The organism is Butyricicoccus faecihominis, from assembly GCF_014648015.1.
Classification (GTDB): Bacteria; Bacillota; Clostridia; order Oscillospirales; family Butyricicoccaceae; genus Agathobaculum; species Agathobaculum butyriciproducens.
This window is the reverse complement of sequence record NZ_BMQH01000007.1, coordinates 15,587-37,480: the sequence shown is the minus strand read 5'-3', so window position 1 is coordinate 37,480 and position 21,894 is coordinate 15,587. Positions and strand designations below refer to the sequence as shown.

The following is a 21,894-nucleotide window of genomic DNA, read 5'->3' as shown; positions in this document are numbered from 1 at the left end:
AGAAATCGGAGTGTAACATATGATATACTGTGTGGAAGATGATGCGGGTATCCGCGAACTGGTGGTGTACACGCTGCGCAACACCGGTTTTGAGGCTGACGGCTTCGAGGACGGTGCGGCGCTGACCGCTGCTCTGAAAAAATGCAAGCCGCAGCTGATTCTGCTGGATATCATGCTGCCCGGCGAGGACGGTATCACCATTCTGCGTCGTCTGCGCGCAGCGCCGGATACAGCGAAGATTCCGGTCATTCTGCTGACTGCGAAAAACACGGAGTACGACAAGGTAGTCGGTCTGGACACCGGTGCGGATGATTACATTTCCAAGCCGTTCGGCATGATGGAGCTGATCGCGCGCATTCGTGCGGTCCTGCGCCGCACCGAGGATATGCAGGGCAAGAATGAGCCGCGTCCGCTGGTAGCTGGCGGCATCTGTGTGGATGAGCGTGCTCACACCGTATTCGTTAACGAGCAGGAGGTGCAGCTGACGCTCAAGGAGTACCAGCTGCTGTGCCTGCTGATGAAAAACCGCGGTGCCGTGCTCACGCGCGATGTGCTGCTCGAGAATATCTGGGGCTATAATAATGAAAGCGAAACCCGCACGGTCGATGTGCATATCCGCACGCTGCGGCAAAAGCTGGGCGCGGACGGTGCGCTGATCGAGACTGTCCGCGGTGTCGGCTACCGCATGGGAGAGCACACATGAGAAAGCGCGTATTCGGCAGCATTTTCCTCACATCGCTTGTCACGCTGCTGCTGACGACCGGGCTGCTGCTGCTGGCAGTTCACGCCGGTCTGACCAATGACATGCGGCGGCGGCTGGTGACGGAGAGCAGCTACCTGTCTGCGGTGGATAACATCCGGGAGAAGCTGGAGAAGTTTGGCTCGGTGTATGCCGACCGTTTGACGCTGGTCGCGAAGGACGGCACGGTGCTGTACGACAACCGCACGAATGCCTCCGAGATGGAGAACCACGCCGTCCGTCCGGAGATTGCGGCGGCAGAGAAGAACGGCACGGGCGAGGACAACCGTCTGTCCGAAACCTTCGCTGAGCAGACGTTTTATTACGCGGTCCGTCTGAAAAACGGCGATATTCTGCGCATTTCCGCAACTGCGGACAGCGTGTTCGGCGCACTGTCGAATGCGTCACCGTGGATTGTGCTGATCATCCTGCTGACGCTGCTGGTTGCAGCTGTGCTGGCAGGCTGGCTGACCGGTCTGTTCCTCAAGCCGATCGAAGCACTCGACCTGCATGATCCGATGAAGGGCGAAGCCTATGACGAGCTGTCGCCGCTGCTGCACCGCATGGACAAGCAGAACCGCAAAATTCAGGCGCAGATGGACGAGCTGCAGCGCCGTCAGGCTGAGTTTGACGACATTACGGCCCGCATGGATGAAGGTCTGGTACTGTTTTCCGGCAAGGGCATGATTCTGTTCGCCAATCACGCTGCGCGGGCGCTGTTCCCGCATGACAGTGCGGAAGGCAGCTATCTGACGCTGTGCCGCGACGCGAATTACATTCAGGTGGTCGAGCAGGCGCTCGACGGCAAAGGCGCGCACGGAAAACTCGAGCGGAACGGCCGCATTTATGAACTTACGGCAAGCTCGGTGGAGGAGAACAGCGCATGGCATGCCGCCGTGCTGCTGATCGTGGATATTACCGAGCGCGAGCGTGCCGAGCAGCAGCGGCAGGAATTTACAGCCAATGTGTCGCATGAGCTGAAAACGCCGCTGACCAGCATCATGGGATACGCGGAGATCATCGCGGGCGGCATTGCCAAGCCGGAGGACGTAGCGCCGTTTGCGGGCAAGATCCGTACGGAAGCGCAGCGGCTGCTGGCGCTCATCGAGGATATCATTCACCTGTCCCGGCTGGATGAAGGCGGAGAAACGGTGCCCTTTGAGCCGGTGGAGCTGTCCGCACTCTGTGATACCGTGCGCGACCGCCTGCAGAGCAAGGCAGCAGGCAAGGGCATCGCGCTGCGCATCGAGGGAGAACCGGCTGCGGTTTCCGGTCAGCGCCGCACGCTTGAGCAGATGATCTTCAATCTAACGGATAACGCCATCAATTACAATAAGCCGCAGGGCAGCGTGACGCTTGTGACCGGCACAGAGAACGGCCGGCCGTTCGTGCAGGTGGCGGATACCGGCATCGGTATCGCGCCGGCGGACCAGCAGCGTGTGTTTGAGCGGTTCTACCGCGTGGATAAAAGCCACAGCAAGATGACCGGCGGCACCGGACTGGGGCTTTCGATTGTCAAGCATGGTGCGGCGCTGCATCATGCGGAGGTTGAGCTAAAGAGTGCGCTCGGCGAGGGAACTTGCATTACTTTGCGGTTTCCTAAAGAATAAGCTGCGCTCTGCGGAGCGCGGGAGACTGCCGCATCCGCGGCGGGGACAAAGAGGAAGGGACACCTGCGGTTTCCCTTCCTCTTTGAACTCCTACCTTTCCCTAATTTGATAGCCTGACGCAGATCAGAGACCGGCGACAGCTTCGAAAATAAGAGTACGACAGAGGATTTTTCCTCTGCTACGGACGGACCAATTTCAGGTCCGTCCTTTTCTTATACCTTTTCGCAGTGTCGGATACCGTACTGCTACACATACGGTTAAATCTACGCAGGCGCAACATGACCGTGTTGCGCAATTCGTTAATCTGGAGTTTGCGCACGGCACCTACGGATTAGGCGTTTGGTACAAGTTATTTTCGCAGGCCCTGTCTGTAACAACGCGCTCACGAATTGTGCGGCACTATTGTGCCGCACCCAGCGTAGATTTTCTGGTCTGTGTAGCAGAATGGTATCTGATACTGCGGATATGCGGATACATGGCGCACGAAGTGCGACCATGCGGAAGAAAAGATCCTCTGCCGTTCCTTTATAGTCTCAGCTCTGCAAATTTCGCCGTGCTAAATAGGAAGAAGGATGATTCACAAGAAGGAGGGAACCTTGGTTCTCTCCTTCTTGTGCCCCTGCCGGGTAGGCAAGTTCCGTTCGCCTCGCAGGCGAAATCCCCTCAAAAAAGAAAATCTCAAAAAAATTAAGAAATTTTGAAAAAAACACTTGCGCGATACACCCGGTGTAGTGTATACTAATTACAGTTGCGCAAATGCGTAACCGAATTGCCGCGCAAAGGAGTTTCTCCTGCGCACGCCCATTGGCCATTAACCGGATTTTCCCGGCGTGGTCCCTGGTGCGGTCCAAAAACGGCCGACCTGCCGTTATACCGGGTAATCAAGCAATTTGACTGCAAAACAGGCTAAAACTGCGTAAAAATCAGCACTTTTTCCGATTGCAGCCATTGGTTTCTCGTGCTATAATTAACGCTGGTCTGGTTGAGTACTGGACCGGCGGTTTTTTATCCCCGCCGCTGTCCGTGGAAGGGCCACGAACAGTGTAAAGAAAAGTGGAGGGCAAACAGACAAATCAGAACCGGATTAACCCACCGGCGCTCGATTGCTGCACTACCCCCAAACTTCTTATATTAAAGGAGAGCATTTTATGCAGATCACTGATCCTATCGCGGATATGCTGACTCGTATCCGCAACGCTGGCAATGCTCGTCATGCCAGTGTGGATGTACCCGCATCCAAGATGAAGAAGGCTATTGCCCAGATCCTGCTCGACGAAGGCTACATCAAGTCTTTCGAGGTTGTAGAGGGCAACACCCAGGGCATTATCCGCATCGCACTGAAGTACGTTGATAACCGCCAGAAGGCTATCACCGGCATCAAGCGTGTGTCCAAGCCGGGCCTGCGTGTATACGCTGGCGCACAGGAGCTGCCGAAGGTACTCCGCGGCCTTGGTATTGCCATCGTTTCCACTTCCAGAGGCGTCATGACCGACAAGAAGGCTCGCGAGCTGAATGTCGGCGGTGAAGTTCTCGCATTTGTATGGTAAGGGAGGTATAAACAATGTCTCGTATTGGTAGAATGCCGATTGCCATCCCGGCCGGCGTTGAAGTCAAGATTGACGGCAGCGTTGTTACCGTGAAGGGCGCTAAGGCAACCCTTACCCGCGAATTTCATCCAAACATGACCATCGCGGTAGAGGGCAACGAAATCCTCGTAACCCGTCCGAACGACGACAAGCACAACCGCGCACTGCACGGCCTCACCCGCAGCCTGGTTCACAACATGGTTGTTGGTGTTACCGATGGCTTCAAGAAGGAGCTGAGCGTTCAGGGCGTTGGTTACCGTGTCGCTAAGCAGGGCAAGGATCTGGTTATGAACCTCGGTTACTCGCATCAGGTTACCATGAGCGAGGTAGAGGGCATCACGATCGACGTTCCGAACCCGAACACGATCATCATCTCCGGTCCTGACAAGCAGAAGGTTGGCCAGTTTGCAGCGGAAGTCCGCGAGAAGCGTCCGCCGGAACCCTATAAGGGCAAGGGCATTCGCTACGCTGATGAGTATGTCCGCCGCAAGGAAGGCAAGACCGGCGCTAAGAAGAAGTAAGGAAAGGAGAGGCGAAAATAAATGGTTTCGAAGAAGGATTCCAACAAGGCGCGCCTTCAGCGCCACAAGCGCGTACGCGCTAAGATCAGCGGCACCGCTGAGCGTCCCCGTCTGGACGTATTCCGTTCTGCAAAGAACATCTATGCACAGGTTATTGACGATGTAGCCGGTGTAACCCTCGTATCCGCCTCGACTGCAGAGAAGAGCTTTACCGAGTACGGCGGCAACAAGGAAGCAGCCAAGAAGATTGGTCAGATCGTTGCCGAGCGCTGCAAGGCTAAGGGCATTGAGACTGTCGTGTTTGACCGCGGCGGCTATGTGTTCCACGGCCGCGTGAAGGAGCTCGCAGATGGCGCCCGTGAGGGCGGCCTGCAGTTTTAATCGGGAGGAGGTAAAACATGGCTCAGTTTAACAGAAACGATAAGCGTGAGGACGAGTTCTCCGAGAACGTTGTAGCGCTCAACCGCGTTGCCAAGACCGTTAAGGGCGGCCGAATCTTCAAGTTCGCAGCTCTGGTCGTTGTAGGCGACGGCAAGGGTACTGTCGGTTTCGGCCTCGGTAAGGCTTCCGAGGTTCCGGACGCTATCCGCAAGGGCATCGAGGACGCCAAGAAGAACCTCGTTAAGATTTCTCTGAAGGGCACCACCATCCCGCACGAGGTTATCGGCGAGTTCGGTGCAGGCCGCGTTCTGCTCAAGCCTGCTGCTCCCGGTACCGGCGTTATCGCCGGCGGCGCTGTTCGTGCAGTAGTTGAGGCTGCCGGCATCAAGGACATCCGTACCAAGTGCCTGCGTTCCAACAACCCGCAGAACGTTGTTACCGCAACGATGGAAGGCCTGAAGAGCCTGCGCGACGCAGCTCAGGTAGCTGCTGTACGCGGCAAAGCCGTAGAAGAACTGTAAGAAAGGGGTAACTGACAATGGCTAACATGAAGATTACCCTGAAAAAGAGCCTGGCTGGTCGCTTGGAGAAGCACATCGCAACGGCTCATTCTTTGGGGCTTAAGAAGATCAATGACGTAACCGTTCAGCCGGACAACGCGCAGACGCGCGGCAAGGTAAAGCAGATCGGTTACCTGCTCGAAATCGTAGAGGAGGCGTAACCCATGAAGCTGCATGAATTGACGCCTGCCGCAGGCGCTACCAAGCCGGCATACCGTAAGGGCCGCGGCGCTGGTTCCGGCAATGGCAAGACCGCAGGTCGCGGTCACAAGGGCCAGTGGGCCCGTTCCGGCGGCGGTGTCCGTCCGGGCTTTGAAGGCGGCCAGATGCCTCTGGCACGTCGTCTGCCGAAGCGTGGTTTCCACAACATTTTCGGCACCACTTACGCACCGGTCAATGTTTCCGCACTGGAGAAGTTTGAAGACGGCGCTGAGGTAACTGCAGAGATCCTCTGCAATGCCGGCATCGTTAAGAATGCTCTCGACGGCATCAAGATCCTCGGCACCGGCACGCTGACCAAGAAGCTGACCGTTAAGGCAGCTGCTTTCTCGGCTTCCGCAAAGGAGAAGATCGAAGCCGCAGGCGGAAAGGCCGAGGTGGTTTAAGGTGTTTCAAACCCTTAAAAACGCCTGGTCTATGCCCGAACTGCGCAAGAAGATGCTGTACACTCTGTTCATCATCCTGATCTTCCGCTTTGGTTCGTGCATTCCGGTTCCGTTTATTGATACCGCGCTCCTGTCTCAGTACTTTGAGCAGGCATCGGTAAACGGTTCAATGCTTGGTTATCTGGATATGTTCACCGGCGGTGGTCTGTCTCGTGCGACCATCTTCGCAATGTCCATCACCCCGTATATCAATGCATCCATTATCCTTCAGCTGCTGACTGTTGCCATCCCCGCTCTTGAGCGCATGGTAAAGGACGGCGGCGAGGAAGGCCGTGAGAAGATTGCAAGCTGGACCCGTTACCTCGGCGTTCTGCTCGGTCTGCTCCAGGGCCTGTCCTACTACGCACTGCTCCGCAACGGTTTCGGCGGCAAGACTATGCTGTCTAACACCGGCGCGCTTGCAGCCGTAACCATTATTGTAACTTTCACCGCAGGCACCGCGCTGATCATGTGGATGGGCGAGCATATCACCCAGAAGGGTATTGGCAACGGCATTTCGATCATCCTGTTCGCAGGTATCGTTTCCCGCGGTCCGTCGCTCATGCGTACGCTGGTTAACCTGTTCCAGACCGGCACGAGCGGCATCGTTTCCGGCATTGCAATGATTATCGTCGGTCTTGCGATCGTTGTATTCATCGTTTATATGTCGAATGCAGAGCGCCGCATCCCGGTTCAGTACGCAAAGCGCGTAGTTGGCCGCAAGATGTACGGCGGTCAGTCCACCCACCTGCCGATCAAGGTCAATGCGTCCGGCGTTATGCCGATCATCTTCGCATCGTCCATCCTGTCCCTGCCGCAGACCATTTCGATGTTCTGGCACCCGGAGAGCGGCTCGGTTGGTGCGCATATTCTTAACCTGTTCTCTCAGACCAGCGTGTTCTACATTGTACTGTACGCACTGCTGATCCTCGCATTTGCATACTTCTATGCATCCATCCAGTTCAACCCGATCGAGATCGCCAACAACCTGAAGAAGAACGGCGGCTTCATCCCGGGCTTCCGTCCAGGCAAGCCGACCAGCGACTTCATCACCAAGGCACTCGGCAAGGTCACCTTCGTTGGTGCGCTGTTCCTCGCTGTTGTAGCACTGCTCCCGCTGATCGTAGGCGCAGTAAACTCCAGCCTGAGCAACGTAGCACTGGGCGGCACCTCGGTTATCATCGTAGTAGGCGTTGCGCTTGATACGGTGAAGCAGATGGAAGCACAGATGCTGATGCGTCATCATAAGGGATTCCTGGAATAATTCTGGAGGCTGTGTTCAAATGAATTTAATTCTGCTGGGCGCTCCGGGCGCCGGTAAGGGCACGCTTGCTTCTTACCTGATCGAGCAGATGGGTGTACCGAGCATTTCCACCGGTAACATCCTGCGCGAAGCGATTAAGAACAATACTCCGCTCGGCCAGTCCGCTAAGGAGTATATGGATGCCGGCAAGCTGGTACCCGATGAAGTGGTTATCGGCATGCTGAAGGAGCGTATCGCTAAGCGCGACTGCAAGAGCGGTTTCATCCTCGATGGTTTTCCGCGTACGATTCCGCAGGCGGAAGCACTCGACGAGATTGCTCGCATCGACTGCGCTCTGTCCCTTGAGGTTGCAGACGACGTCATCGAAAAGCGCATGACCGGCCGCCGTGTCTGCCTGCGCTGCGGTGCAACCTATCACGTTGAGGCAAATCCGCCGCGCGTGAAGGACGTTTGCGACATCTGCGGCGATAAGCTGGTCATCCGCAGCGATGATCAGGCTGAGGTCGTTCGTCATCGTCTTGAAACCTACCATGAGCAGACCGAGCCGCTCAAGGGCTACTATGAAGCCCAGGGCAAGCTCAAGAGCATCGATGGTGCTCAGGGCATCACCGCTACCGAAAAGTTTGCAGTAGAGGCGCTGGGTCTGTAATATGATTCATATCAAGACGGAAAAAGAGCTTGAAAAAATGCGTGTTGCCGGCCGCCTTACCGCTATTGCGCGTAAGGCGGCGGCAGACGCCGTAAAGCCGGGTGTTACCACCTGGGAGATCGACCGCATCGTCCGCAAGACGATTGAGGATGCCGGCGCCAAGCCGTCCTTCCTCGGCTACGGCGGCTTCCCGGGCAGCGCCTGCGTATCGCTGAATGACCAGGTCATCCACGGTATTCCTTCCAAGCACGCAGTTGTCAAGGAAGGCGATATCGTTAAGGTTGATGTTGGTGCATACATCGGCGGTTTTCACGGCGACTGCGCCTGCACGGTTCCGTGCGGTGAAGTAAGCGAAGAGGCGAAAAAGCTGATCGCTGTAACACGTCAGAGTTTCTTTGAAGGCATTAAATTTGCCCGTGAGGGCTACCGCGTATCGGATATTGGCGCAGCCGTTCAGGCTTACGTCGAGGCCAACGGCTTTTCTGTCGTGCGCGACTACGTCGGTCACGGCGTAGGCGCTGCGCTGCATGAGAGCCCGGAGGTTCCGAACTACGGCAAACCGGGCCACGGCATTCGCCTGCAGCGCGGTATGGTCATCGCGGTAGAGCCGATGGTCAATGTGGGTGTTTACACGGTCAAGGTCCTGCCGGATGGCTGGACGGTTAAGACCAAGGACGGCAAGCTGTCCGCTCACTACGAAAACACCATCGCTATTACGGATGGAGAGCCGGAGATTCTTACGAATATCGACGGCGAAGTGCTGTAATGGCAGAGATTCGTACCGCCGACATTGTGCTGTCGCTGACCGGAAGGGACAGAGGACAGCTGATGCTGGTCGTCGCAGAGGAGGGGGATTTTCTTCTGCTGGCGAACGGACGTGCGCGCCGGGCCGAAAACCCGAAGCGCAAGCGCCGCAAGCATGTGAGCCTGCAGGGCCCATGCGACGAGCGCACACGGCTTAAGCTGCAAAGCGAAAGCCGGCTGACAAACAGCGAGATCCGCAAGGCGCTCGCCCTCTGGACAGGGGACGAGAACGCAAATTGACCGAGGAGGATAAACCACAATGGCAAAAGATGATGTGATTGAGCTCGAGGGTACCGTCGTAGAGGCGCTGCCCAATGCAATGTTTCAGGTAGAGCTTCCCAACGGCCATAAGATTCTGGCGCATATCTCGGGCAAGCTCCGCATGAACTTTATCCGCATTCTTCCCGGCGACAAGGTCACCGTTCAGATGTCGCCTTACGACCTGACCCGCGGTCGTATCACTTGGCGTTCCAAGTAAGATAAAAAGCGGGCGGAGGTACGCATGTGACCTGCGCGCCAGTGGTCGCCGGACAGGTTTCCGGTGTCCCATCCCACCAAAAATTTGATGGAGGTAAAATAACATGAAGGTAAGACCGTCTGTAAAGCCGATCTGCGAGAAGTGCAAGATCATTCGCCGTAAGGGCAAGGTTATGGTTATCTGCCAGAACCCGAAGCACAAGCAGAAGCAGGGCTAAGAGCACCTGACGGTGCTTATAGGGACTTTCAAAAAGTCCCTATATACGAAAATCAGTTCCAGTAGAAACTGATTTTCGATACCGAAATGACGCGATCCAAGATCGCTGAGTCAAGGTATAAAATGAACGGGCAAAGCTCGTCCATTTTATGATGACTGCAAGCAGTCATCAATAAATGCGCACCCAGGGGTGCGGATCATGGTTTACGCGAGCACGACAAGCACGCACGGCGAGTGCGGCGCTGCAGGAGCGGAGGCGGCTCCTATACTGTGTTTGCAAACACGCCTCAGTGTGTAACTATGGAGGTTATAATAGTATGGCACGTATTGCCGGTGTTGACCTTCCCCGCGAGAAGCGCGTGGAGATCGGCCTGACCTACGTTTTCGGCATTGGCCGCAAAACGTCCAACGAGATCCTTGCTAAGACCGGTATCAATCCGGATACCCGCGTTAAGGACCTGACTGAAGAAGAGGCTGCTAAGCTGCGTGAAGTCATCGAGCGCGACTACAACGTCGAGGGTGACCTGCGCCGTGAGATCGGCCTGAATATCAAGCGCCTGGTTGAGATTGGATGCTACCGCGGCCTGCGCCATCGCCGCGGCCTGCCGGTTCGCGGTCAGCGCACCAAGACCAATGCTCGTACCCGCAAGGGCCCGAAGAAGACCATTGCGAACAAGAAGAAGTAAGGAGGGGAACGTATAAATGGCTAAGGTACAGAAGAAGGGCGCTGCGACCCGTACTCGTCGTCGTGAGCGCAAGAACATTGAAAAGGGCGCGGCACATATCCGTTCCTCTTTCAACAACACGATCGTTACCATTACCGACCTGAACGGTAACGCTATTTCCTGGGCTTCCTCCGGCGAAATGGGCTTCCGCGGTTCGCGTAAGTCCACTCCGTTCGCTGCTCAGACTGCGGCTGAAACCGCTGCTGCTGCTGCAATGGAGCACGGTCTGAAGACTGTTGAAGTATACGTTAAGGGCCCGGGTTCCGGCCGTGAGGCTGCAATCCGTGCACTGCAGGCCGCTGGCCTCGAGGTTACCATGATCAAGGACGTAACCCCGATCCCGCACAACGGCTGCCGTCCGCCCAAGCGTCGTCGAGTTTAATAGAGGAGGAACCAATAAATGGCTAAGAATACCCAGCCCGTTCTCAAGCGCTGCAAGACGCTTGGTCTTTCCCCTGCGGTACTTGGTTACTCCAAGTCCACGAAGCGTCAGCCCAAGCAGAGCCGCCGCAAGCAGTCCGAGTACGGCATGCAGCTGAACGAAAAGCAGAAGGTAAAATTCATCTACGGCGTACTCGAGAAGCAGTTCCATGCTTACTACGAGAAGGCTGAGCGCAAGCAGGGCATCACTGGTGAGATCCTGCTGCAGGAGCTCGAGCGCCGTCTGGACAACGTAGTTTTCCGCATGGGCTTTGCTAACACCCGCCGTGAGGCTCGTCAGCTGGTTAACCATGCACACTTCACCGTAAACGGCAAGCGCGTTAACATTCCGTCTTACCAGGTTAAGCCGGGCGACGTAGTTGCAGTTTCCGAGAAGTCCCGTTCTACCACCAAGTTCAAGTCTCTGCTGGAAGAGAACGGCAAGAAGGCTTGCCCGAAGTGGATCGAGAAGGCTAACGATTCCTTCGAGGGCAAGATCGTTGCGATGCCTGCACGTGACGACATCGACTATGATGTTGCCGAGCACCTCATCGTCGAGCTGTACTCGAAATAATAGACCCTCGCTTTTGGAACAGGCGCGGCGTCTGCTTCGCCTGTTCTATCTTAAGTTTCCAACCAACGTGAAGGAGGGTACCACATGATCGAAATCGAAAAACCGCGTATTGACTGTGAACAGCTCGCGGAGGACGGTTCCTACGGCAAGTTCGTTGTAGAGCCTCTTGAGCGCGGCTACGGCACCACGCTGGGCAACTCTCTGCGCCGCATCCTGCTGTCGTCTCTGCCTGGCACGGCAGCGTCCAGCATCAAGATCGCTGGTGTGCAGCACGAGTTTTCTACGATTCCGGGCGTTAAGGAAGACGTTACCGAAATCGTGCTGAATGTTAAGGGCATTATTGCCAAGCTGCATTGTGATGGTCCCAAGACGGTCTACATCGAGGCCGCCGGCGAGGGCGAGGTCAAGGCTGGCGATATCCACGCAGACGGTGAGGTCGAGATTCTCAACCCGGATCTGCACATCGCTACCCTGATGAGCGACGCGCGTCTGTCCATGGAGATCACGATGACTTCCGGCCGCGGCTATGTTCCGGCTGAGAAGAACAAGCAGCATCAGACCTCCATCGGCGTCATTCCGGTGGATTCGATCTACACGCCGGTTTACAAGGTAAACTACACGGTTGAAAACACCCGTGTACGCGACCTGACCGACTATGACAAGCTGACGCTCGAGGTATGGACCGATGCAACCATCAACGCACGCGACGCGGTTTCGCTCGGTGCAAAGGTTCTGCGCGACCACCTCGATCTGTTCGTAGACCTGTCCGAGGAAATCGGCTCCAAGTCCACCGTTGTTGAAAAGGCTGAAGCGCAGCACGATAAGGTGCTTGAAATGACCATTGAGGAGCTTGACTTCTCCGTGCGTTCGTTCAACTGCCTCAAGCGCGCAGGCATCAACACGGTTGAGGACCTCATCAACACCTCCGAGGAGGACATGATGAAGGTTCGTAACCTGGGCCGCAAGTCCCTGGAAGAGGTTATCGGCAAGCTGGAGGCTATGGGTCTCCACTTGGCGAAGTCGGAAGAGTAATCTTCGGACACTGTAACTTGAACTGTTGCGGCGGTACGATTACCGCGCCGCCGCTTTACTTTAATTTGGAGGTAAACTCACATGGCTAACAATCGCAAGCTCGGCCGTGCTACGGATCACCGTATGGCTATGCTGCGTGCGCTGGTAACCTACCTGCTGGAGAACGGCAAGGTTGAGACCACGCTCGCTCGTGCCAAGGAAGTAGGCCCGCTGACTGAGAAGATGATCACCCTGGGCAAGAAGAACACCCTGGCATCCCGCCGTCAGGCTATGGCTTTCGTAACCAAGGAAGCTGTTGTTGCTAAGCTGTTCTCTGAGATCGCTCCGGAGTACGCTAACCGCAACGGTGGCTACACCCGCATCATCAAGACCGGCCCGCGTCGTGGCGACGCAGCTGAAATGGCGATCATCGAGCTGGTTAAGTAAGTTAATTTTTAACTTCTGACGACTCGATCTGTTCCAAAACAGAAAAATGATCCTAAAAAGGTTATCCAGTAGCGTGCTTATTGGATAACCTTTTTCTTTTTGCCTTTTTGGGATACCTATGATACTATGTAGGTAGAACGTAAATTGTCTGATCGAAAATTGGAACGTTGAAGGAGGGCTGAAAGATGTTTGCAATGTTTGATATATTGAGTGTCATCGTCCCCATCATGTTTATTGTCGTATTTGGCATCATCATTTTTTCCATCATACAGGGGATAAGCACATGGCATAAGAACAATAATTCGCCCAGATTGACCGTACCGGCGGTGATCGTCGCAAAGCGCACAGATGTCTCGTATCACCGGCATGCCAATGCAGGCGACATGAGCGGAGCGCACGGCTTCCACACAACGTCGAGCACGACCTATTATGTCACGTTTCAGGTGGAAAGCGGGGACCGGATGGAGTTCCATGTTTCCGGCTCGGAATATGGTATGCTTGCAGAGGGCGATGCCGGCAGACTGACCTTCCAAGGGACGCGGTATCTGTCGTTTGAGCGATAGTTTTTATTCGAGAGGGACTTGCGTATGCCGGAAAATATTCAAATAATCTGTTTGGTGCGGCTGTTTGCGGTCTGCTGATCGGTGTGGAGCGACGAGAAAAAATGCAGGCGACCGAGCTTGCGGTCGGTCTGACAGACGGCAAAGGCGATCTTGTGCGCCTGTATGACTGGCTGGCACAGAGGAAAATCACCGTGCGCGAGATCGATCTCAAGCGGAAGGAAGGCAATTCGGTAAAAATTGTGCTATATATCGCCATGCCGCGGCATTTCGATAAAGCGGATTTCCTGCGGCTGCAGGAGGACATTCTGGATGTGCAGTCGGTTGAGATATAAACGGAATAGCAAAGCCGTTCGGCAGAAATGCCGGACGGCTTTTGTGCTGGATGAATAATATAATGTTGAAAAAACAGGATTTGTTTGGTATACTGTAACAAACAAATAAAGGGAGGTCCCGCTATGAAAAAGAGAATCCCCGCAATCATCCTGATGTTTGCCCTGTTTCTGACCACATCCTATGCGGCGAACACCTATCGTAAGACGATTGCCGTCACGTCCGGCGTCAATGTGGAATTTAACAACGAAGCAATCGACATGACAGACGCCAACGGCAAAGCGGTCGAGGCGTTTATCTACAACGGCACGACCTATGTGCCGATTCGTGCGGTGTCCAATGCGTTCGGCGCGGATATCGGCTACGACCGCAATACGCAGACGATTTCGATTTATGATGATTTCACAGAAATTGTTACAGCAGCGTATAAGTTGGAGCGTACAATTACCATATGATTACTTCCTATTAGGAACACTGTAAATACAAGGCTTTTCGGAGCCTACAAACCAGAAAAAATAATATTTGATCTATCACATTACGCAAAAAGCCGTCCGGCATGAAAAACGGGCGGCTTTTTTGCGTGGATAGACGGAAAGGAGGCACAAAAATAACTACAAAATTTTAGCGTTCAAATTTGTGCAACTTTAACGAAAAGGAGGATCGTAAATGGCCGATGAAAAACTGAACACAGGCCCTGCGGAGAATACTTCCCCGGAGGCCGCCGAGCCTATCACCACACCTGAACAGGCCGTAGCGTCTGAGCCCCGGCAGGAACATACCGGGCCTACCATACCTGAGCCCGGCGATGTGGTTGTGTCCTTTGACAAAATCAATGAGCTTATGGCGGAAAAGAGGCAGAACGCCCGCGCCGAAGTCGAAAAGGCGGAAACTCCAGAAACGCCGGAGGCAGCAGCCCCCGGAGAAACACCGCAGCCCGCCAATACGGAGGAGCCGAAAAAGCCGCGCCGTGGTCGTCCACCGAAAGTAGAAAAGGCCGCGACTGAAAATCAGAAAGCGGAGAAATCGGCTGGGGCCCGCAAGGGCCGCCCACCCAAGGCGGATAAGGCGGCCCCTGACAAGCCCAAGCCGTCCAAACGAGACAAAGTGTCCCGAAGCGATGGAAAGGCCCCGGATGCCAAGGAGCCCATTAAGCCCGCACAGGATACGGCACTGAAGGAAACTGCTGCTGTGGAACAGACGGCTCCCGAGCCGACTACACCGCCCCGCCCGGTTGAGGAAGGCAAGCTGGTTTATCTGAAACTTTCCGAGGTTCATCCGTTTCACACATTCCGTCCGCACCCCTTTAAGGTACGGGACGATGCGAAGATGCAGGAAATCGTTGCTTCTATCCGCGTAAACGGTGTAATGGTTCCCGGTCTTGCCCGCCCGGAGAAAGATGGAAACGGCTATGAAATTGTAGCGGGCCATCGCCGTACCCACGGCAGTGAGCTGGCTGGACTGGAGGAAATGCCCTTTATCGTCCGTGAAATGACCGACCACGAAGCGGTACAGGCCATGAAGGACAGCAACAAGCAGCGTGACGGGATGCTCCCCAGCGAATTGGCCGCGCTGCTGGAACTCGAGGTTGAGGACATCAAGCATCAGGGCGGGCGGCTGAAAGGTGTTGCGGAAGGCGATGTCGGGAAACGCTCGGTTGAGATTGTAGGCGAGGCGCATGAAATGAACTATAAAAAGGTCATGCGCTACTTGCGGCTCAACTCCCTTGTGCCGGAGCTTCTGGATAAGGTAGACGATAAAAAGATGGGCTTCATGCCTGCCGTGGAGCTTTCCTACATCAAACCGAAAAATCAGAGGCTTATTGCTGTTTCCATTGACGGGGAGCAGGCTTCGCCCTCGCTGGCCCAGGCCAAACGGCTCCGGGAGCTGGATAAGGAAGGCAAGCTCAACGGCGATGTCATTGACGGTATCTTATCAGAACAGAAAAAGGAGGATCGAGGCGTGATTATTTCTACTGCGGAACTGGAAAAGTATTTTGGCAAGGAGGTCACTCCCGCCAAAATGAAAGAACAGATTATGTCCCTGCTGGATGACTGGAAAGAAAAACAGCCGCCGGAGCTGGCAAAAGCCCCGAAAAAGCAGGAACTTGACAAGTAACAACTTCGAGACACTTTGTCCCGAGGGCCCCGCCCTCGCGCAGAGGCTCTGGTGGTATATATCCCCCGTCGCCGCCTGTTTTTTAGTACAGCCGGGAGTGGGCCGTCAAGGGTGCAGCGCACCGCCGTTTTCGGCGGCTCGCCCTTGACGGTCTGCCCCGGCTGTGCTATTTCCCCGGCAAGCGGCGGGGGTATATCCTCCAGAGCCGCCCCCTTTCCCAAGACTGGGAAAGGGCGTGGGGTTTGGGTTGAACTTTCTTATTAAAATATCGGAGGTATGAACGATGAAACGACCCCTTGCTTATATCACCGCTGCATGGCTCGGCGGCGATAGCGAAAACGCAGAACTGGCGGCGCAGTATTGCCGCACCGTGTATGAGGCAGGCTTTTCTCCTATTTGCCCGCCCCTGTACTTGCCCCTGTTTCTCAATGATGCTGTTCCCGAGGAGCATAAAAGCGGCATCGACATGAGCCGTGACCTGCTCCGCCGTTCTCATGTGCTGGTTGTTTGCGGGCACAGTATGACCGAAGCCATGAAAAATGATATTGCCGTGGCCCAGCGGCTGGGAATTACGGCAACAACCCTTGAGGGCATCCTGACCGTCAAGGGACAGGGCCGCCGCTAATGGCAACCCTGTTTGAAGCCTACGTTACCAACGTCGGAAAGTACAGCGAGGGCCAGCTTGTGGGTGAAACACTGAAATTTCGCACAACCGCCCAGGAGGTGGAGGCTCTCTTGAAACGGATCGGCGTGGATGGCGTCCGCTATCAGGAAATTTTTATTACCTCTTTCGATGGGGATGTGCTGGGGCTCTATGACCATTTGAGCGAGTATGAAAATCTGGACGAGCTTAATCATCTGGCCTGCCTGCTTTCCGGGCTTACCTCATCGGAGCTGGAAACACTGGAGGCCGTCCTCGACAGCGGCGATCACTGTTCTTCGGTGCGGGACATCATCAATCTGACACAAAATCTGGACTGTTACGGCTTTTACCCCGGCGTATCCGATGAGGAAACGCTGGGGCGTATTTATGTGGACGATCTGGAAATGTTGGATGTGCCGGATCAGGTAAAACCGTATTTCGATTATGAGGCGTATGGCCGGGATGCCTGCATCCACGAAAACGGCCATTTTGCCCCGGGCGGCTATGTTGTCAAAGAAAGCGATCATTTCGTGGAAGTGTATCACGGCTTGCAGGATATTCCCAAGGAGCATAAGGTATTCTCTTTCCCGAAGCTCTCTATCCGGGAGCAAATGGCCGCTTATCAGGAAATCATAGACGGTTCTTCTTTGGAGGGCTACCGTCAAATGCAGAAAAAAGACCGTGGGGATCGGTGATGGCACTTCGAGACAAATTGTCCCAAGGAAGGAGGCGGTGTAACTGATTGATGAAGATATTTCCCGGCGCACGATAGCCATATCCGTAAAAACAACCAAGCTGACGGCGCGGGGACTGGCGTATGTGCTGGGCATGGTGGGCCGGAAGATCCGCAAGGCATACCGTGGGCGGCAAGTACCTCATGGAAAACAAAGTGTGCGAAAGCTCATGGCCCACGGTACAGCCACCAACAGCATTGAGCTATCCGGGGATGCCAAGTCCTTTGACCGCGTGGCCCGGAAATGGAATGTAGACTATGCGTTCTATAAAACCGGGCCGGACAAATACCTGCTGTTTTTCAAGGCTGGACAGGCAGACGCAATGACCGCCTGCTTTTCTGAGTATTCCCGGAAAGTGTTAAGCAAAGCAAAATCGAACCGTGTTCCCATCCGGGAACAACTGCAACAGGCGGCAGATCAGCTTTCCAAAGAAAAGCCGAAGCAGAAAGAACGTGCAAAGGAGGTGGCCCATGAGGACAGATAAGATCAGAAAATATCTCATTCCGAACATTCCCTATCTGTTCATCCTGTGGGCGTTCCTCAAGCTGGGAACGGCCTACCGGCTGGCGGCGGGGAACGATTTTGCACATAAGCTCATCGGGCTGGGCCAGACGATTGGCCCGGCCTTTGTTGACTTTGCACCCGGTCTTGCTCCGCTGGATTGGCTTGTCGGTATTGTAGGCGCAGTTGGTTTCCGGCTGCTGATCTATTTCAAAAGCAAGAACGCTAAGAAGTTTCGGCGGGATGCAGAATACGGCAGCGCTCGATGGGGAACGGAAAAAGACATCAAACCGTTTGTCGATCCGAAGTTTGAAAACAACGTGATTTTGACCGGGACGGAGTTTCTCACGATGAACACCCGCCCTAAAATCCCCGCAAATGCCAGAAACCTGAATTGCTGTATTATCGGCTCATCCGGCTCCGGCAAAACCCGCTTTTGGCTCACGCCCCAGCTTTTACAGGCTCATTCCTCTTATGTGGTGGTCGATCCCAAAGGCGGTGTGCTGGGGCAGGTCGGGGCTTTCCTGCAAAAACGCGGGTACAAAATCAAGGTGTTCAACAGCATTGATTTTTCAAAATCCATGCACTATAACCCGTTGGCGTATATCCGCAACGAGGCCGATATTCTGAAATTCGTGGATGCCCTGATTTCCAACACCAAGGGCGAAGGCAAGGAAGGCGATCCATTCTGGACGAAATCGGAAACGCTTTTGTACTGCGCCCTGATTGCCTACATCATTTTCGAGGGGCCTGCCGAGGATCGGAACATGAATACCCTTGTGGATATGATTTCCGGCATGGAGGTCAAAGAGGATGACGAGGACTTTATGAACGCGGTGGACTATATGTTTGCCGGGCTCGAAAAGCGCAAACCGGATTGCTTCGCGGTCAAACAGTATAAAAAGTACAAATTGGCCAGCGGCAAGACGGCAAAAAGCATTTTAATTTCCTGCGGTGCGCGGCTGGCTCCCTTTGACATTCCGCAGCTTCGTGAAGTCATGGCCTATGACGAATTGGAGCTTGACCGCATCGGAGATCGGAAAACAGCGGTATTCTTCATCATTTCCGATACCACGCAGACCTACAACTTTTTAGTGGCGCTTGCTTTTTCGCAGATGTTCAACCTCCTGTGTGAACGGGCGGACAATGTTCACGGTGGCCGCCTGCCGCACCACGTACGGGTGTTGTGGGATGAGGCAGCCAACACGGGACAGGTGCCCCAGCTCGAAAAGCTGGTCGCGGTTATCCGCTCCCGCGAGGTGAGTCTTTGCCTGCTGTATCAACAGTTGGCACAGTGCAAGGCCATTTACGATAAACACGCCGAGACAATCCTCGGCAACATGGACAGCGTGGTGTTCCTCGGTGGCCGCGAAGCCAGCACCATCAAGGAAATATCCGAGAACTGGCTGGGAAAAGCCACAATCAGTATGCAGACCGACAGCCGCTCCCGTGGTCAGTCGGAAAGCTACAGTCAAAATACCCAGCGGCTGGGCCGGGAACTGATGACCCCAGCCGAACTTGCAACCATGCCGGGAGATAAATGTATTTTGCAGCTTCGGGGCCTGCCCCCGTTCTTTTCTCCCAAGTATGATCTGAAACGGCATCCGAACTACCGTTATACGGCGGAGGCCGATAAACAGAAAAACGCTTTTGACCTCGACAGGCTCATTAACCGCCGCAGGCGGCCCGGTCTGAACGAGGCGTGTACGATGTATGAGGTGACTGTGCCGGACGATGCGCTCACAGAAGAGGACGAGGACATCCTCAACTATGATGACATCGACGATCCAGACGCCTTTGCATAAACGCTTCGAGACAAAGTGTCCCGAAGTTTGTAACCTGCCGCCTGCAAGGGCGGCTTTTTTGTTACCGGGAAAATCCCGGAGAAATGGAGGCTTATATGGCATTTTTCTCATCTGCAATCGACACTTTACAGACCCTCGTTATCGCGCTCGGCGCTGGCCTTGGCGTGTGGGGTGTGGTCAATCTGCTGGAGGGCTACGGCTCGGATAACCCGGGCTCCAATGCTCATGGTTAATAAAGAAGCACAACAAAACAGGACAAGGACAGTCAGCCCCGCCGCTATTCCGAGCAAGGCAAATTATAGGGTAAAGTCTAAAAAGCATTTGTAACATTTCTATAAACTCTATTGACTTGAACACCTCCGGGAGTTATAATATGTTTTGCTATTTAGGAACGCTAAATAGCAAAACTAAAGTGAGGTAGAGAGTATGGATAACAGGTATGTGCAGCAATTCAAAAAAGGCTCTCTTGAAATGATACTTTTGTGCTTGATCGGACGCAAAGAAACCTACGGCTATGAAATCATTACAGAGCTAAATAACAGCGCGTCCGTTTTGGGCTATGCAAAAGAGGGAACGATTTACCCTATTCTGTATCGTTTGCAGGAAGCCGAGTTAATCCAATGCCGATTAGCCCCGGCAGCGGCAAATGGCGGATCAAAAAAATACTACTCCCTTACCCATAAGGGCAGAGAGGTATTAGACGAGCTGATTTTATTTTGGGCGAGCTATGAAAGTTGTGTAAATGGCTTTATTGCCACCTATCAAACAGCGGAGGTATCAGAATGAAAGAGCAATACATTAAGCAAGTGGAAAAGGAATTGAGTTTAACACGCAAAGCAAAAAAAGAGGTCGTGCGTGATCTGAATGAAGTCTTTGCTTCTGCGTTGGAGCATGGCGAAACGGAACAACAGGTAATCGAACGGTTAGGCACTCCCAAAGAGTTTGCAGAGAATACCGCCGAGCAGTTAGGCATTGACAGCGCAGCACCGCAGAAACGGAAAGGGATTATTTCGAGCGTTGCAGCCCTTGTCGTTGCCGTTGCAGCGTTTGTGATTTACGCCACTACCCAATCCGGGAAAGTGCCGGACGGGGCAATCGGACAAGCAGACGCAATGACAAACATTCAAGTTGAGGGAGCTTTTGGATTTGACGCTTCACAAATCATTTTGGCAGTCGGTGTAATCGCGGTTACAATCGCAATCATTCAGATTATCCGAACCGTCCGCAAAAACAGGAGGTAGCTATGAAAAAATTTGTTTCAATAATCGCTATTTTACTTATGCTTTCTTTGGCTGCCTGTTCCAATCAAGATACGCCGTCCGCTGCGGATAATCCAAGCAATACACAAACAGAAAGCAATACCATGCTTGACGCGGGTGTATGGCCTGTGAATGAATACACCGAGGGGCTTCCCGTCCCGTCCGGTACGGTCGGTTGGGCTATGCTTGATACGGAACATGAGAATTGCAGTATCAGTATTGTGGATATAAGCGAAACCGACTATAACGACTATTTAGAGCTTTTGAAGCAAGAGGGGTTTTCTATAATAGAGGAAGTGTCGGAAGAAATTGAGGGACAGGACTATGTTTCTATCGGTACGCTTTTGTCAAATGGCGAAAAGGGATTGAGTATCAGCTACATTCCCGATAACTTCACAATTTACATTTCTTTCCTTAAATAATGAAAATTAAAATGATTAAATCGCCTGATAGGTGGGTGCTTTGCCCTATTTGTGGAAATAAAACACGAACAAAGATACGCCCCGATACAATACTTGAAAATTTCCCTCTGTTCTGTCCGAAATGCAAACAAGAAACACTAATCAGCGCAAAAGATTTGAATGTAGCTGTAATCCCACAACAAATAGCGGAATCAGCCGGAGCAGTCAACGGTCAAGATGAACGGCGCATAAATGCGCCGCCGTTGACAGCCCTGCCTGTTTCCGCTGATGGGTAATCAAGGGAGCGACAGACTAAAGTGCTGTCGCTCCCCTCACATTATGGAAATGAAAATTGAATATCGACCAAGCTGCAACGCCACAGATTTTTTGAAAGTCCGTGGCGTTTTTTTTGCGCCCATTTTTGGCAGACCGCACATTCCTGTTGTTGTAGAAAGTGACGGGGAAATTTGCCCAAAACGGTCTTGCGTACCGTAGTAGTGATGAAAAGAATACCGCAGCCATTTGGAAGAAAGGTATGGGGCTACCGTAGTAGTGATGAAAAAAATCAAAAGAAGCGTTTGGCATTTTTCGGTTTCTTTCGTGGAGGGGGACAAACAGCGGGCAGAACACGCCGCCACTATCGCTATATTGATGAAACCAGCCATACCGTCCCCCTTGCGAATTGCAGTAAGGGCATAGAAAAAATCCGTTGGATTTTCCGCCTATTTGCCCCGCTGCGGTTTTGTAGGTATTAAGAGCAGCCTCACAGAGGAAAGCGGCAGTTTTTCAGAGCAAGATTCTACCGAGGTGCCAAAATTCGCTTATCGCTCATTTTGCCCCTGCGGGAATCTTGTTGGGGAGTGCCTTCCCCAAACCCTGCTTATGCGGCTTGCGCCGCTGAAAAACCCCTCAAA

At 53.8% G+C, this 21,894-nt stretch carries 31 protein-coding genes and 2 pseudogenes; 32 read left to right on the top strand and 1 reads right to left on the bottom strand.

The window, feature by feature from the left end; genetic code table 11:
* The first annotated feature begins 19 nt into the window (after positions 1-19).
* The 32 genes and pseudogenes from IEY11_RS08110 to IEY11_RS07955 form a co-directional block, all read left to right on the top strand.
* A complete protein-coding gene (locus IEY11_RS08110) occupies positions 20-703 on the top strand; it encodes a winged helix-turn-helix domain-containing protein (RefSeq protein WP_188886263.1) in 684 nt (227 codons plus the stop codon).
* Entirely contained in the window at positions 700-2,349 is a 1,650-nt protein-coding gene (locus tag IEY11_RS08105; protein WP_188886262.1) for a sensor histidine kinase, read from the top strand. Before IEY11_RS08110 ends, IEY11_RS08105 begins: the two co-directional genes overlap by 4 nt.
* Positions 2,350-3,497: 1,148 nt before the next feature.
* The gene (gene rpsH, locus IEY11_RS08100; RefSeq protein ID WP_110435396.1) at positions 3,498-3,896 is read left to right on the top strand and encodes a 30S ribosomal protein S8; all 399 of its coding nucleotides are present in this window, start codon (positions 3,498-3,500) and stop codon (positions 3,894-3,896) included.
* Between the two features lie 14 nt (positions 3,897-3,910).
* Entirely contained in the window at positions 3,911-4,456 is a 546-nt protein-coding gene (gene rplF / locus IEY11_RS08095; RefSeq protein ID WP_117489841.1) for a 50S ribosomal protein L6, read from the top strand.
* Positions 4,457-4,477: 21 nt separating this feature from the next.
* Positions 4,478-4,837: a 50S ribosomal protein L18 gene (gene rplR, locus IEY11_RS08090; protein WP_110435394.1), complete on the top strand. Its 360-nt coding sequence runs from the start codon at positions 4,478-4,480 to the stop codon at positions 4,835-4,837.
* A gap of 17 nt (positions 4,838-4,854) precedes the next feature.
* Entirely contained in the window at positions 4,855-5,358 is a 504-nt protein-coding gene (rpsE, locus tag IEY11_RS08085) for a 30S ribosomal protein S5 (protein WP_054326956.1), read from the top strand.
* A gap of 17 nt (positions 5,359-5,375) precedes the next feature.
* Positions 5,376-5,558, top strand: a complete 183-nt coding sequence (rpmD, locus tag IEY11_RS08080) for a 50S ribosomal protein L30 (protein ID WP_110435393.1) — start codon at positions 5,376-5,378, stop codon at positions 5,556-5,558.
* 3 nt (positions 5,559-5,561) lie between these two features.
* On the top strand, positions 5,562-6,002 hold the full coding sequence (gene rplO, locus IEY11_RS08075; protein WP_110435392.1) for a 50S ribosomal protein L15: 441 nt from the start codon (positions 5,562-5,564) through the stop codon (positions 6,000-6,002).
* A 1-nt stretch (position 6,003) separates the two neighbouring features.
* Complete coding sequence (gene secY, locus IEY11_RS08070) at positions 6,004-7,305, top strand: preprotein translocase subunit SecY (protein ID WP_118478046.1); 1,302 nt, start codon at positions 6,004-6,006, stop codon at positions 7,303-7,305.
* 19 nt (positions 7,306-7,324) lie between these two features.
* Positions 7,325-7,954 carry an adenylate kinase gene (locus IEY11_RS08065; protein WP_118360017.1) on the top strand — a complete coding sequence of 210 codons (630 nt, stop codon included), beginning with the start codon at positions 7,325-7,327 and terminating at the stop codon, positions 7,952-7,954.
* A 1-nt stretch (position 7,955) separates the two neighbouring features.
* Entirely contained in the window at positions 7,956-8,720 is a 765-nt protein-coding gene (map, locus tag IEY11_RS08060) for a type I methionyl aminopeptidase (RefSeq protein ID WP_118760790.1), read from the top strand.
* Complete coding sequence (locus IEY11_RS08055) at positions 8,720-8,998, top strand: KOW domain-containing RNA-binding protein (RefSeq protein WP_110435388.1); 279 nt, start codon at positions 8,720-8,722, stop codon at positions 8,996-8,998. Before map ends, IEY11_RS08055 begins: the two co-directional genes overlap by 1 nt.
* 19 nt (positions 8,999-9,017) lie before the next feature.
* A complete protein-coding gene (gene infA, locus IEY11_RS08050) occupies positions 9,018-9,236 on the top strand; it encodes a translation initiation factor IF-1 (RefSeq protein ID WP_110435387.1) in 219 nt (72 codons plus the stop codon).
* A gap of 103 nt (positions 9,237-9,339) precedes the next feature.
* A complete protein-coding gene (rpmJ, locus tag IEY11_RS08045; protein WP_031472205.1) occupies positions 9,340-9,453 on the top strand; it encodes a 50S ribosomal protein L36 in 114 nt (37 codons plus the stop codon).
* A gap of 316 nt (positions 9,454-9,769) precedes the next feature.
* On the top strand, positions 9,770-10,138 hold the full coding sequence (rpsM, locus tag IEY11_RS08040) for a 30S ribosomal protein S13 (protein ID WP_031472203.1): 369 nt from the start codon (positions 9,770-9,772) through the stop codon (positions 10,136-10,138).
* Between the two features lie 16 nt (positions 10,139-10,154).
* Positions 10,155-10,559 carry a 30S ribosomal protein S11 gene (rpsK, locus tag IEY11_RS08035; protein ID WP_031472201.1) on the top strand — a complete coding sequence of 135 codons (405 nt, stop codon included), beginning with the start codon at positions 10,155-10,157 and terminating at the stop codon, positions 10,557-10,559.
* Positions 10,560-10,577: 18 nt separating this feature from the next.
* A complete protein-coding gene (gene rpsD / locus IEY11_RS08030; protein WP_110435386.1) occupies positions 10,578-11,171 on the top strand; it encodes a 30S ribosomal protein S4 in 594 nt (197 codons plus the stop codon).
* 84 nt (positions 11,172-11,255) lie between these two features.
* Positions 11,256-12,203 (top strand): DNA-directed RNA polymerase subunit alpha, encoded by a 948-nt coding sequence (locus IEY11_RS08025; RefSeq protein WP_110435385.1) that lies wholly within the window; start codon positions 11,256-11,258, stop codon positions 12,201-12,203.
* Positions 12,204-12,284: 81 nt separating this feature from the next.
* On the top strand, positions 12,285-12,629 hold the full coding sequence (rplQ, locus tag IEY11_RS08020; protein WP_110435384.1) for a 50S ribosomal protein L17: 345 nt from the start codon (positions 12,285-12,287) through the stop codon (positions 12,627-12,629).
* A gap of 185 nt (positions 12,630-12,814) precedes the next feature.
* Entirely contained in the window at positions 12,815-13,192 is a 378-nt protein-coding gene (locus tag IEY11_RS08015) for a DUF2500 domain-containing protein (RefSeq protein WP_407926649.1), read from the top strand.
* Positions 13,193-13,293: 101 nt separating this feature from the next.
* Entirely contained in the window at positions 13,294-13,524 is a 231-nt protein-coding gene (locus IEY11_RS08010) for a hypothetical protein (RefSeq protein WP_194461866.1), read from the top strand.
* A gap of 123 nt (positions 13,525-13,647) precedes the next feature.
* On the top strand, positions 13,648-13,977 hold the full coding sequence (locus tag IEY11_RS08005; RefSeq protein WP_188886260.1) for a stalk domain-containing protein: 330 nt from the start codon (positions 13,648-13,650) through the stop codon (positions 13,975-13,977).
* A 211-nt stretch (positions 13,978-14,188) separates the two neighbouring features.
* A complete protein-coding gene (locus IEY11_RS08000) occupies positions 14,189-15,637 on the top strand; it encodes a ParB/RepB/Spo0J family partition protein (RefSeq protein ID WP_188886259.1) in 1,449 nt (482 codons plus the stop codon).
* A gap of 283 nt (positions 15,638-15,920) precedes the next feature.
* The gene (locus tag IEY11_RS07995) at positions 15,921-16,262 is read left to right on the top strand and encodes a DUF7768 domain-containing protein (protein ID WP_003020223.1); all 342 of its coding nucleotides are present in this window, start codon (positions 15,921-15,923) and stop codon (positions 16,260-16,262) included.
* On the top strand, positions 16,262-16,975 hold the full coding sequence (locus IEY11_RS07990; RefSeq protein ID WP_188886258.1) for an antirestriction protein ArdA: 714 nt from the start codon (positions 16,262-16,264) through the stop codon (positions 16,973-16,975). The genes IEY11_RS07995 and IEY11_RS07990 overlap by 1 nt, the downstream gene beginning before the upstream one ends.
* Before the next feature lie 133 nt (positions 16,976-17,108).
* Complete coding sequence (locus IEY11_RS07985) at positions 17,109-17,498, top strand: PcfB family protein (protein WP_003020228.1); 390 nt, start codon at positions 17,109-17,111, stop codon at positions 17,496-17,498.
* A complete protein-coding gene (locus IEY11_RS07980) occupies positions 17,485-19,320 on the top strand; it encodes a VirD4-like conjugal transfer protein, CD1115 family (protein WP_188886257.1) in 1,836 nt (611 codons plus the stop codon). Before IEY11_RS07985 ends, IEY11_RS07980 begins: the two co-directional genes overlap by 14 nt.
* Before the next feature lie 95 nt (positions 19,321-19,415).
* A pseudogene (locus IEY11_RS07975) lies at positions 19,416-19,550 on the top strand (Maff2 family mobile element protein); the annotation flags it as partial.
* 196 nt (positions 19,551-19,746) lie between these two features.
* Positions 19,747-20,106 (top strand): PadR family transcriptional regulator, encoded by a 360-nt coding sequence (locus tag IEY11_RS07970; RefSeq protein ID WP_005937450.1) that lies wholly within the window; start codon positions 19,747-19,749, stop codon positions 20,104-20,106.
* On the top strand, positions 20,103-20,561 hold the full coding sequence (locus tag IEY11_RS07965) for a DUF1700 domain-containing protein (protein WP_005937453.1): 459 nt from the start codon (positions 20,103-20,105) through the stop codon (positions 20,559-20,561). Before IEY11_RS07970 ends, IEY11_RS07965 begins: the two co-directional genes overlap by 4 nt.
* Positions 20,562-20,563: 2 nt before the next feature.
* Entirely contained in the window at positions 20,564-21,001 is a 438-nt protein-coding gene (locus tag IEY11_RS07960) for a DUF6591 domain-containing protein (protein WP_005937456.1), read from the top strand.
* An 11-nt stretch (positions 21,002-21,012) separates the two neighbouring features.
* Positions 21,013-21,195, top strand: a pseudogene (locus IEY11_RS07955) (cysteine-rich KTR domain-containing protein); the annotation flags it as partial.
* A 117-nt stretch (positions 21,196-21,312) separates the two neighbouring features.
* On the opposite strand, the gene IEY11_RS07950 reads toward IEY11_RS07955, so the two are convergent.
* Positions 21,313-21,645 (bottom strand): hypothetical protein, encoded by a 333-nt coding sequence (locus IEY11_RS07950; protein WP_147324207.1) that lies wholly within the window; start codon positions 21,643-21,645, stop codon positions 21,313-21,315.
* Between the last annotated feature and the right edge of the window lie 249 nt (positions 21,646-21,894).